This window comes from Bacillus sp. ISL-35 (assembly GCF_018613355.1).
Classification (GTDB): Bacteria; Bacillota; Bacilli; order Bacillales; family Cytobacillaceae; genus Mesobacillus.
The window spans coordinates 180,055-192,403 of sequence record NZ_JAGGQK010000002.1; the positions used below are offsets into that span (position 1 = coordinate 180,055).

General features: G+C 43.8%; 10 protein-coding genes and 1 pseudogene. 9 read left to right on the plus strand and 2 right to left on the minus strand.

The genetic code is table 11. The annotated features are described in order from the left end of the window. Nucleotides 1–270 precede the first annotated feature (270 nt). From J7E38_RS04130 to cls, 3 genes and pseudogenes are all read left to right on the plus strand, one after another. Nucleotides 271–1,770 (plus strand): annotated as a pseudogene (locus J7E38_RS04130) (nitrate/nitrite transporter). A gap of 437 nt (nt 1,771–2,207) precedes the next feature. Next, nucleotides 2,208–3,224 carry a GTP 3',8-cyclase MoaA gene (moaA, locus tag J7E38_RS04135; RefSeq protein WP_214704918.1) on the plus strand — a complete coding sequence of 339 codons (1,017 nt, stop codon included), beginning with the start codon at nt 2,208–2,210 and terminating at the stop codon, nt 3,222–3,224. A 150-nt stretch (nt 3,225–3,374) separates the two neighbouring features. Continuing rightward, nucleotides 3,375–4,886 (plus strand): cardiolipin synthase, encoded by a 1,512-nt coding sequence (gene cls / locus J7E38_RS04140; RefSeq protein ID WP_214704917.1) that lies wholly within the window; start codon nt 3,375–3,377, stop codon nt 4,884–4,886. 54 nt (nt 4,887–4,940) lie between these two features. Here cls and ric read toward each other — a convergent pair whose 3' ends face one another. Beyond that, nucleotides 4,941–5,639, minus strand: a complete 699-nt coding sequence (gene ric / locus J7E38_RS04145; RefSeq protein WP_214704916.1) for an iron-sulfur cluster repair di-iron protein — start codon at nt 5,637–5,639, stop codon at nt 4,941–4,943. Nucleotides 5,640–5,862: 223 nt separating this feature from the next. Between ric and J7E38_RS04150 the strand changes: the two genes are divergently transcribed. The 4 genes from J7E38_RS04150 (at nt 5,863) to J7E38_RS04165 (ending at nt 9,111) form a co-directional block, all read left to right on the plus strand. Continuing rightward, nucleotides 5,863–7,128, plus strand: coding sequence for a molybdopterin molybdotransferase MoeA (locus J7E38_RS04150; protein ID WP_214704915.1), 1,266 nt, complete (start codon nt 5,863–5,865; stop codon nt 7,126–7,128). Further along, on the plus strand, nt 7,122–7,640 hold the full coding sequence (gene mobB / locus J7E38_RS04155; RefSeq protein WP_214704914.1) for a molybdopterin-guanine dinucleotide biosynthesis protein B: 519 nt from the start codon (nt 7,122–7,124) through the stop codon (nt 7,638–7,640). The genes J7E38_RS04150 and mobB overlap by 7 nt, the downstream gene beginning before the upstream one ends. A 143-nt stretch (nt 7,641–7,783) precedes the next feature. After that, nucleotides 7,784–8,206 (plus strand): respiratory nitrate reductase subunit gamma, encoded by a 423-nt coding sequence (locus J7E38_RS04160; RefSeq protein WP_214704913.1) that lies wholly within the window; start codon nt 7,784–7,786, stop codon nt 8,204–8,206. Between the two features lie 188 nt (nt 8,207–8,394). After that, complete coding sequence (locus J7E38_RS04165) at nt 8,395–9,111, plus strand: YwiC-like family protein (protein WP_214704912.1); 717 nt, start codon at nt 8,395–8,397, stop codon at nt 9,109–9,111. 36 nt (nt 9,112–9,147) lie between these two features. On the opposite strand, the gene J7E38_RS04170 is transcribed toward J7E38_RS04165, so the two are convergent. Continuing rightward, a complete protein-coding gene (locus J7E38_RS04170) occupies nt 9,148–9,840 on the minus strand; it encodes a Crp/Fnr family transcriptional regulator (RefSeq protein ID WP_214704911.1) in 693 nt (230 codons plus the stop codon). Nucleotides 9,841–10,061: 221 nt separating this feature from the next. Between J7E38_RS04170 and argC the strand changes: the two genes are divergently transcribed. Together argC and argJ are read left to right on the plus strand one after the other, a co-directional pair. After that, a complete protein-coding gene (argC, locus tag J7E38_RS04175; protein ID WP_214704910.1) occupies nt 10,062–11,096 on the plus strand; it encodes an N-acetyl-gamma-glutamyl-phosphate reductase in 1,035 nt (344 codons plus the stop codon). 11 nt (nt 11,097–11,107) lie between these two features. After that, complete coding sequence (gene argJ, locus J7E38_RS04180) at nt 11,108–12,343, plus strand: bifunctional ornithine acetyltransferase/N-acetylglutamate synthase (RefSeq protein WP_214704909.1); 1,236 nt, start codon at nt 11,108–11,110, stop codon at nt 12,341–12,343. Nucleotides 12,344–12,349: the final 6 nt, after the last annotated feature.

Here is a 12,349-nt window from a genome sequence, read left to right on the forward strand (position 1 = left end):
CACCTGGATAGTGTTAACTAAATGACGCATGAGGAATTGTCAAAATCTCGTCACATTATCTCTTCGTTTTGTTCACATTTTAGAAACAAGTTGCTCTAGATATATTATATCGATAAAAAAAGTCAGTTGATTCCGATGTTTGAAGACAACTGTGACAGTTTATTGAACAAAGAAATAGGAGTGAAGTTCTTCACATCAAAAGGCCCGGTATTTTTCTACGCTTTATTTATCAAGCATCAATCTTTAAATAAACTAGAAAGGGGAAGAATCATGCGAACACAAAAAAATCAACTGCCGCTTCAAACGCTCAGCCTGGTTGCGGGTTTTATGGTGTGGGTTATCTTATCCGCATTAATGCCGTTCATTAAAGAGGATATAAAACTGACAGCAAATCAAATCGCGATGGCGACTGCCATTCCTGTTGTCCTGGGTTCCGTTATGAGGATCCCAATTGGATACTGGACAAACAAATACGGAGCACGAAAACTGTTTTTTATCAGCTTCGCATTTTTGCTGTTTCCTGTGTATTTCATCAGTTTGGCAGATTCATTTATTGACCTGTTGATCGGCGGCTTGCTGGTCGGTATAGGTGGTGCGATTTTTTCTGTCGGTGTCACCTCACTCCCGAAGTATTATCCAAAAGAACGCCATGGTTTTGTGAACGGCATTTATGGGGCAGGCAATCTCGGAACTGCGGTCACGACTTTTTCGGCACCTGTCATTGCGTCGCAGCTTGGATGGCAATCAACGGTCCAACTTTACCTTGTGCTTTTGCTGGCATTTGCGTTGCTTAACTTTTTCCTTGGTGACAAAAATGAACCTAAAGTTGCCACTCCCCTGGGGGAGCAAATCAAAAGTGTATACAAGAACCAGAAGCTCTGGGCATTGAGCCTGTTTTACTTTTTAACATTTGGATCATTTGTTGCCTTTACGATTTACCTGCCGAACTTCCTCGTGTCACATTTTGAGCTTGATAAAGTAGATGCCGGAATCAGGACAGCTGGATTCATTGCCCTTGCTACCTTCTTCAGGCCGATTGGCGGCTGGCTTGGAGATAAATTCAACTCATTCATCATCTTGATGCTGGTTTTTGCCGGCATGACCATTTCAGGAATATTGCTGTCTTTCACACCTTCCCTGACTCTTTATACGATTGGCTGTCTTACAGTGGCAATCAGCGCGGGGATCGGCAATGGGACTGTCTTCAAACTGGTTCCGCTGTATTTTTCAAAACAGGCGGGAATCGTCAATGGGATCGTCTCAGCGATGGGTGGATTGGGAGGCTTCTTCCCGCCGCTCATGCTGGCCATCCTGTTCAATTTGACAGGGCATTATGCCATTGGTTTCATGGCTTTGTCGCAGGTTGCACTTGCGAGCCTGATCATCGTCATCTGGATGTACTATCAAGATAAATTGAGCCTTGCTAAAAATATCATCGACCATACAGCAGAGGGAATCATGATCACGGATGTGAAAGGCATGATTGAAAAAGTAAACCAGTCTTTCACGAATGTAACGGGATATAAAGCTGAGGAAGTGATTGGGAGAAACCCCAGAGTCCTGAGGTCGGGAAAGCATGGGGAGGCCTTTTACAAGGGGATGTGGAAATCCATTGAGGAGAATTGATTCTGGCAGGGAGAAATATGGAACAAAAAGAAGAACGGAAACATCTATCCTGAATGGCTTACAATCAGTCCCTTAAAAAATGAAGCCGGGGAAATCAAAAACTATGTCGGCATATTCAGTGAGCTTCCTGTAAAAAACAAATAAACCTCAGAAGGCTGCATCAAATCCTTGATGCAGCCTTCTATTTTAGATAATATGACAACATAATGACATTTCTTGATAAAAACACTATCCTGGCAGTTTTTATGTTGTAATATAGACATAAGGGTAAAATCTATTATTTTGGCTCTGTTAAAGTCCAATGTTGTTTTTACACCTGTTGATTGTAGTGGAAGGCGCGTAGACTCCTGCGGGCGCAGCTGGTCAGGTGAGACCCCGCAGGAGCAAAGCGACGAGGAGGCTCAGCGCCAGCCCCGCGGAAAGCGAAGCGCCTGGAACGAAAATCAACAGTCTTCATTTAACAGAGCAATTATTTTAAAATAGAGGACTATTGATGTTACTGTGAGAATATTAACAGTGAACCATATTTTTAACTGTTACAATGTCAATAATCAAAACTTCTATAATTGGAGTTGACACATATGGTAAAAAGCATAATTAAAGACCAATTAAATAGACCGCTCCGCGATTTGCGTATTTCTGTTATAGATCGCTGTAATTTCCGCTGTCAGTATTGCATGCCTGCCGAGATTTTTGGACCAGACTTTGCATTCCTGCCTAAGAGTGAGCTGTTGTCATATGAAGAAATCGAACGTGTGGCAAAATTGTTCATTGAACTGGGTGTTGAAAAAATCAGGCTCACTGGCGGCGAGCCATTGATGCGGAAAGACTTGCCAATCCTGGTCAAGAAACTCAATCAGATTGAAGGACTTAAGGATATCGCATTGACTACGAATGGCGTCATGCTTCCTAAATATGCAGAAGAGCTGCATGCTGCAGGATTGAAGCGCGTGAATATCAGTCTGGATAGCTTAAAGGATGAACTGTTCGGCGAAATCAATGGCCGCAATGTAGGGGTAGGGCCAGTACTCAAGGGAATCGAAGCGGCGAAAAAGGCCGGGTTGGGCGTAAAAATCAACATGGTCGTCAAGAAAGGCCTGAATGATTCCGAGATTCTTCCTATGGCAGAATTCTGCAAAAAGGAAGGACTGGAGCTCCGTTATATTGAATACATGGATGTGGGCAGCACAAATGGCTGGAAGATGGATGATGTCATCACGAAAAAGCAAATCCATGACATGCTGAGCCAGCACCATGAACTGGAACCGGTAGATCCCGATTATTATGGCGAGGTCGCTAAAAAATACCGTTACAAAGGTACGGATATCAACGTTGGCTTCATCTCTTCGGTTTCGGAGTCCTTCTGCTCCAGCTGTACTAGATCACGTTTATCGGCAAATGGCCAGGTGTTCACCTGCCTTTTCAATGGCAATGGCCATGATATCCGCGACTTCATGCGTGCCGGTGCAACCGATGAAGAACTTCGTCAACGAGTCACAAATATCTGGAATCATAGAACCGACCGTTATTCGGATGAACGTACAGCCGAAACAGTCGCAAACAGAAAGAAAATCGAAATGTCCTATATTGGCGGCTAAAGACTCCTTCGGGGTCTTTTTTCGTTTCGCTGCAGTTTTTTATTCAAAAGGAAAAGCAGAGGTATCTTCATTTTGGGCATACTATGTTTCCAACCAAAAGGTTTATGGGTATACATGAATCTACGATAAAATTTGTTGGAGACTGCCGGAATGCTAAAAAGAAGAATTGAATTTTTATTTGTATTTATTTTAATGGTGTGTTTTTATATCGTCTTTTTTACTGATTACAGCCAGGCAATTAAAATGGCAGCGATCGCCGTTTACTCCCTGTTCCTGTTTGTCAGCATGTTTTCATTGATGCTCGAGAACCGTTCAGCACAGCACACGCTGATGTGGATGTATGTAATGCTATTATTTCCTGTCGCCGGGTACTTCTTTTATTTATTTTCAGGACAGCTGTATTTAAAAGGGTACCTATATAAAAGCAAGCGTACCAGGGACCGAGACCAATGGGAAAAGCTGATGAGAAATGAAGAGTCTAGGGATCTCTCCTTCTTGATTGAAAATCAGTTTTGCTTTGCAAAGTATGCAAAGAATTCAGCTTTGACTCCGATTACGACCGATTCAAGGGCAAAAATCCTCAAGAATGGGGAAGAGACATTTTCAGAAATAAAAAAGAAATTGCAGGAAGCGGAAAAGTTCATCCATATGGAATACTATATTTTCAGGTCTGACCGGCTTGGAAGGGAAATCATCGACATCCTGAAAGAAAAAGCAAGGCAGGGTGTTGAGGTTTTATTCATGTTCGATGCTGCCGGCAGCATGAAGATTGCGGCGACAGACCTTAAGGACATGCAGGAAGCAGGCATTAAAGCTGCACCATTCTCTCCGCTAAAGTACGGGTTCTTCAATCAGAAATTCAATTTCCGGAACCACAGGAAGATTGTCATCATTGATGGCGAAATTGGATTTGTCGGCGGATTGAATGTAGGCGTGGAATATCTCGGTGAAGATGAAAAGATCGGATTTTGGCGTGATACCCATATGATGCTGACTGGAGAGGCTGTCTATACTCTTCACAATGTTTTCCTGCTTGATTGGGAATATGTCAGCGGTGAAAGGGTCCTTGAGAACCATATAGCCGAGAAAAAGCCACATGAAAGCGATGAATTGGATGGTGCGATCCAGGTAGTGCCAAGCGGGCCGGATACACAGCAAGGAATCATGAGTGATTTTTACTACACGATGATGTCCTGTGCAACGAAGTCGATTTGGATTGCCACTCCTTATTTTGTTCCTGATGAAGCGATACGGACGGCATTAAGAGTGGCTGCAGCCAAAGGAATAGAAGTAAGGATCATGGTGCCGGAAATCAATGATAGCTATCTTACCCAGTATGCCAGCCGCTCATACTTCTCGGAACTGCTGCGTAATGGAGCTGAGATTTATTCCTATAAAAAGGGGTTCTTGCACCAGAAGGTTATCATTGTCGATGGGAATATCGCTTCGATTGGGACGGCCAATATGGACATGAGGAGTTTTCATCTTAATTTTGAAGTGAACGTCTTCCTGTTTGGAACGAGTTCAATCAGGGATCTTGTAGCACATTATGAGGCGGACCTCGAAGATTCAGAGAAAATCAATGCTGTCCAATATCATAAGCGGGGACTTTGGGAAAGGACGAAGGAATCCTTCGCCAGGCTGTTTTCAGGTGCATTATAGATTGACCAAAAAAATGACCCCATCAGGAGAAAAGGGGTCATTTTTTTAATCTTATTAGGCAATAAATCTCGGGAACAGGATATTATTTTCAAGATGTACATGCATGAATGTGTGTGATTCCAGAGCTTCAAGCCGCTTGTAGACTAAACGGTATGTTCCGCATGCATCGATCGGCGGATTGAAATCCTCTGTGATATCGCGTAATTGTTTCAGTATGGAGCCTGCATGATCATGTTCTTTCTCCAATTCCTTGATTTCGGAAATGATCCCTTCTCGCTTTTCAACGTCAGCACTTTCAAGTTCCAGAAGCAACGGGAATACTGTGGCTTCTTCTTTTGCTGTGTGCTCTAGTAGCTCTCTTTTTAATTCATAGAAAAGTTCATATACTTTCAGCAGTTCATCATGGCGTTCACCATGGACTTTCGCAACTTTGGTTACATATGGGCTTAGCATTTTAAGTTCTTCCTCAAGCTCACGGTGGTATTTATTCTTAATATGCTCAATCAAATCTTCAGAGCTTGTCTCAGTCCATACCTCCATGTTTTCGGCGGTGCCATTATGTTTTTTGTACAGATCTTCAAGCTGAAGCATTATTCCAGGGACATCAAGTTCCTGTTCCAGTGCAGCTTCTGATAGAGGGCGATTGCCGCCACAGCAAAAGTCTAGTCTGTTTTTCTTGAATAAATCACTGGATTGAGGGAATATATTGACAATATCTTTAACTAGTGAATGTTGATCAAAAGGCATTTTCATTTTAAAAGACCTCCAATAAAAAATGTATACTGTTTACATACTCAGCATAAAGGAAAAGTAGTTACTACTTGGTGATGTGTATCACACTTCACAAAAAATCTACATATTTTTAAAAGTTTTTATGAGAGAATACTGTGAGGTTTGTTATGTATTCATTTTTACATTACTCTTATAATGAAAAGGGTAATCAATTAAAGTTAAGCCTGCAATAGGAGCTGATTATATGTTAGAAAAAAGGAACCCTATCCCAATCGGAGAGGCAGTCAAGAGAGTAATGGAGCACAAGAAGAGTGGCTCCACTGAATATGTTTCAATCAATGAGAGTTACGGACGCTATTTATCAGAGGATCTGAAAGCGACTAGTGATGTTCCGCATTTTGACAGAGCACCGTATGATGGCTATGCAATCAGGTCAGTCGATTCAGCGGAAGCTTCCCAAAACCAGCCAGTCGAATTTGAAGTGGTGGACCATATCGGAGCAGGAATGCTTACGGATAAAGAACTTGGACCTTTCCAGGCTGTCAGGATCATGACTGGGGCCCAGATGCCAGTTGGCGCCGATGCTGTGGTCATGCTTGAACTGGTAAAGGAAGTCGAGCGTGATGGTAAAAAATATATGGAGACGAAACGCAAGCATAATAAAGGAGACAATGTTTCCTATCGCGGTGAGGATGCAAAGGAAGGGGAAGTGCTGGTCAAAAAAGGTACGTTCATCAATCCTGGAATCCAGGCGATGCTCGCGACTTTTGGCTATGCTCAGGTCCCCGTTGCGAAAAAACCGGTGATTGGCCTTTATGCAACCGGCACGGAACTGCTTGATGTCCATGAGCCGCTTGAACCGGGAAAAATCCGCAACAGCAATTCATATATGATTTCCACACAGATCCTCAGGGCAGGAGCTGAAGTTAGATATTTCGGCCAGCTGCCTGATGACTTTGATACCTGCTTTGATGCAGTAAGCAAAGCGATTGAGGAAGTGGATTTGTTTATTACGACCGGGGGAGTTTCCGTAGGGGATTATGACTATCTGCCGGAAATTTATGCAAAGCTTGGAGCGGAAGTCCTGTTCAATAAGGTAGCGATGCGTCCCGGTAGCGTGACGACGGTTGCCCAGATGGATGGCAAGCTGTTGTTTGGCCTGTCTGGAAACCCTTCTGCCTGTTATGTAGGATTTGAGCTGTTCGCCCGGCCGATCATCAGGACGATGCTGTTTACCGATAAACCGCATCTTAGGAAGGAAATGGCGATTCTGGATGCCAATTTCCCTAAGGCAAATCCATTCACAAGATTTGTCAGGAGTGCCCTGACAATCGAAAATGGCAAGCTGGTAGTAACACCGAGCGGTCTTGATAAATCGAATATCATCATGAGCTTAGCGGGTGCTAATTCACTTATGATTCTTCCGGGTGGAACAAGAGGTTTCGAAGAAGGAACTGAAGTCGAGGTCCTGATGCTCGAGGACCATGTTGGCAGTGACTGGCCTTGGTAAAACCGGTGCTGTTCCAGGTGGCAGGATATCAGAACAGCGGGAAGACGACACTCAGCCTCAGCCTGATCCAGCAGCTATCTGCAGCTGGCCTGAAGGTTGCCACCATCAAACACCATGGACATGGAGGTAAACCGGATATAGCAGAAGAGAAGGATTCCGGATGCCATGTGAGCGCAGGAGCAGCCGTCTCCCTTATTGAAGGCGGAGGCAGGCTCGTCCTTCAAGCGGAAAATGGGCAATGGTCCCTGTCTGAAGAAATAGACGTTTTATCCTGTTTCAAGACAGACGTCATCCTGATAGAAGGTTACAAAAAAGAGGCTTATCCAAAAGCAGTCTTCCTGAGGGACGAAGCAGATTTAGAGTTATTGAATGTCCTTGCCAATATCAAGGTGGTTTTTTATCATGATCCGAATCTGGCCAATTTATTGAAAGATTGTGCCTATCCTGTCTTTCAAAGGGAAGATGACAGGGGAGTGACTTGGGTTCTTGATTATATACTTAATCATGTTTAGGTGGAAAGTTCGTCTTTCCACCTATTTTTATGTCAAATTTGACTGGTTGGGCGACTTTTATCACTGTCACTTCACAGTTGCACAGTTAGAATGTTAATGGGGTTCGATGATTGTGTAATTTTTGTGAGGTGAGAGCAGTGGAAATGCTGCAGATTTTTTTATGGATTGTCTACCCATATACGGTAGTTGCCATAGTTGGGATGGGCATAGTCTGGCGATATGATGCATCAAGGGATGAGGAGGCACGCTCAACAGCAGGGAGGCTTTTGCTGATGGTGGTAAAAATCATGATGGCTGCGAGTACAGCGACCGGGATTGCCATCATGCTTTCGAGCAGCATGGCAGATGAACCGGTCCTCCTGTTAAGGTGGCTGATCAGTCTCGCACAGCTGCAGCCAGACATGAGCTTGATCCTGGAAATTTCCATTCTCTCAAAGATCCATTTTGTCGTTGTGTTTTTATTCCTGTTAAGTCTGGCGTTCACAAAGGAAATTTATTATCTTTTGAAGCCGCATCTATATTTGAAGAAAATCTATCTCAAGCTTCAGGTTGAGAAAAGAGGATGAACTCTTGAACTGCACGCCATTGGTTATTGAATTTAACCTATGGTGTGCAGCTTATTTATTTTTAGTGCCTCTTTTTTGACAGTTCGGTGTCAGTTGAAAAAGGGGCCGCCAAAATGTGATGTGTTTCACTTATAATATCTTCCGGCTGTTTTATAGTTAAGGCAGGAACCAAAAGGGAGTGTTCATTCATGAAATTATTTATGCCAAAACAGCATGGAGCCTGGGCGATGTTGATCATCCCTTTCTGGCTCGGAGCAGCGGCAAGTGAAATCGTCTGGCAGCATATCCCGTTTTTTATTGGGTGGCTATTACTATACTTGGGAACATATCCGCTTCTGTTGATGTTCAAGAAAAAGAAAATCCCGTTTTATCGCAAATGGGCACTGATTTATATCCTCCCATCCTTAGTATTCTTGATGGTCCCATTATTCACGACACCATCGATTGTGTTCTTTGGGTTTGCGATGATTCCATTTTTCATCCTTAACGCCTATTTCTCGGCCAAAAATAAAGACAGGGCATTGATGAATGATCTCAGTGCAATCATTGTTTTTTCCATCGCTGGCCTGGCAAGCAGTTATCTGCCTGGTGCAGAAATCAATCAGCAGGGTATTCTCGTCTTTGCATCATGCATTCTGTTTTTCACAGGAAGCACTTTCTATGTGAAAACGATGATCCGGGAAAAGAAAAACAGTCAATTCAAGTGGATCTCCTGGACCTATCATCTTCTCGTCCCGGTTTTGTGGCTGGCAGCAGGAGAAGCAATTGTCGCCGTTGCGGCAATACCAAGCCTGATCAGAGCCATCGTATTTTACGGCAGGCCGCTTAGCGTCATGAAGGTGGGAATATATGAAATCATAAACGCAGCACTGTTTTTTATCATTATGCTTTTCGCAATCCTATAAAAGAAAGGAAAGCCGCCAGAGTTCTGGCGGCTTTCTCTATTCGATATTACATATTTCAATCGGGCAATTCTCGCAGTCGATTTCCCGTTTTAGCCGATTGAGCGCATGTATGGTTATATAGCCTTTGTCGATGGAGATGATATCCTGTTTCCTGAGCTCGCTCAATAAGCGGTTTACGACTTCTCGTGAGGTGCCGCAGAAGTTTGCGAGTTCCTGGTTTGTCAAAGATACATCTATTTTCATGCCGTCTTCGGTTTTTACGCCAAAACTGTTCACCAGGCGGATCAGAGTAGAATATAATGCACCTTTCTTTCCGTGAAGGACCAAATCCCTGAACCTTGTTTGGGATTTGCGGTGCTGCAGGGAAAGCCATTTAACGAGTTCCAGTGCCAATCCGCTATCCTTTCCGATTTCGTCCTCGAGCCGGTCTTTTTGAATGACCGCAACGCTCCCGCTTTCAGAAGCCCTGGCGTTCAAAATATGCTGCGACGCCGGACTGAACAATGTCAATTCTCCAACCAGCTCACCAGCAGAGCACATTCTGATTGTCAGCTCACGCCCATCTGGGATCATTTTGCTGACCTGAAATTTACCGCTCTGGATAATGTACAACTCATTCGCAGTATTTCCCTCTTCAAAAAGGAAGCTTCCTTTATCAATATTTTTGATTCTATGGACTTTTTCAAACAGCTTATTCATATTTGGTGACAAGGTTGCAGCCGTCAACATGTGATTACCACCTTATTAAGGGATCTATACACCCGTCCGTATCTGATATTAATATAATTATATTGTAAAGCATACAAAATCATCAATCTAATTGTGAAATGTTCACATATTGTTAATAATTTAGTTGCCTTTTTATAATTTAGTTTTTATAATAAGAAGAACTTTACTAATAATTATAAAAAAAGATGTTTATTTATGCATATTGTGAAAGGAGGAAAAACGTGAAGGCAGCTATAATCGGAACGACAGGTTATGGGGGCGGGGAGCTGATCCGTATACTTAACAATCATCCATCTTTCAGCATTCAGTCAGTACATACAACACGGGATGAAAAGCCTGTTTCTGCAGAGTATCCCCATTTGTCAGGCATTTTTGACAAAGTCCTTACCAGCATCGATCCAGATAAAATCGTTGAGGAAGCAGACATTGTCTTCCTGGCAACACCATCGAAAGTTTCCGGAGAACTTGTCGAAAGCTTTTTTAACAAAGATATTAAAGTCATTGACCTGTCCGGAGACCTGAGATTAAAAGACTCTGATACTTATAGGAATTGGTATAAGCATGAACCGGTTGACGATTCGATTCTGTCCGAATCTGTGTATGGCCTCAGCGAATGGAACAAAGAGCAAATTGCCCATGCAAGCATTCTCGCCAACCCAGGCTGCTATCCAACAGCAGCGCTTCTTGGGCTCGCGCCGGTCTTGAAGGAAAAAGTGATCGATCCAAAAAGTATGATCATTGATGCAAAATCCGGCGTATCAGGGGCTGGTAGGTCGCCTTCATTGGGCACTTTGTATGCTGAGTTGAATGAAAATTTCAAAATTTACAAAGTGAACGAACATCAGCATATCCCGGAAATTGAACAACAGCTAAGTCTTTGGAATGGTGAAGAGGTGAAAATAACCTTCAGCACCCATCTGATTCCGGTTACGAGAGGGATCATGACCACTATGTATATGAACCTTAAGGAAGATTGGAATACTTCGAGATTACTGGATTTATATGAGGAAACCTACTCTCGCCACCCTTTTGTAAGAGTCAGGAAGGAAGGAATCTTTCCGGCCGTTAAAGAAGTGAAAGGCTCGAATTACTGCGATATCGGCTTGCATGCTGACAGCAGGACTGGAAGGCTGACGATTGTTTCGGTTATTGATAATTTAATGAAAGGTGCTGCAGGGCAGGCTGTCCAGAACGCTAATATTATGTTTGGATTGGATGAAACGGCGGGTCTTAATCTGATGCCCCTGTATCCATAAAGGAGGATTATATGTACCAGGCTTTGACAGACCAGAAGTTAATCAAAGAAATTCCGGAAGGCGGGATCTTGACTCCAAAGGGATTCAAGTGCGGCGGAATTCATGCGGGATTGCGCTATAACAAGCTTGATTTAGGACTGATTGTCAGTGAGGCACCGGCAAGCTGTGCTGCGGTGTACACGACAAGCCATTTCCAGGCTGCTCCTCTGGCCGTGACTCAGGAGAGCATTGCCAGCGAAGGAGTTCTTCAGGCCGTTGTCGTCAACAGTGCATGTGCGAATGCCTGCACAGGCGAACAGGGATATAGTGATGCACTGAAGATGAGGGCACTGGCAGCCGCAAAATTAGCGATTCCTGAACATCATGTAGCTGTAGCCTCCACGGGAGTCATCGGTGAATTCATGCAAATGGAAAAAATTGAAGCGGGAATCGCACAGCTTGCTGTCGGAAAAGATTCCGAAGATGCAAAAGATTTCCAGACGGCGATTCTGACAACCGATCTAGTCATGAAACACGCCTGTTATTCAGCCGAGATTAACGGAATGACAGTGTCGGTCGGAGGAGCAGCCAAGGGTTCCGGCATGATTCATCCGAATATGGCTACGATGCTCGGGTTTTTAACGACAGATGCGAATATATCAAGTGCAGATCTGACTTACGCACTAAAAGAAGTAACGAATACAACCTTTAACCAGATCACTGTCGATGGCGATACATCGACAAATGATATGGTCCTTGTAATGGCAAACGGAGCTGCCGGGAATCAACCGCTGAATCCTGAGCATCCTGAATGGCCCCTATTTGTTGAACTGTTAAAAGAAAGCTGTGCCAGCCTTGCAAAACAAATCGCCAGGGATGGGGAAGGAGCGACAAAACTGATCGAAATATCCGTATCCGGTGCATTGTCTGATGAAGAGGCAAGGATCATTGGCAAGCAAATCGCCGGTTCTAACCTTGTCAAGACCGCGGTTTATGGTGCAGATGCCAACTGGGGAAGGATTATTGGAGCAATCGGCCAGAGCCAGGCAAGCGTAAATTCGGATACCGTGGACATTTCGCTTGGTGACATCATAATGCTGAAGGGAAGTACACCGATTGCTTTCGACGAAGAAGTCGCTAGAGAGTACTTGATGAATGACAAGGTGGAAATTTTCGTGGATCTCCATCTTGGTGAAGGCAAAGGAATGGCATGGGGCTGTGACCTTTCATATGATTATGTGAAAATCAACGCAAGCTATCGGACTTAAAGGGGC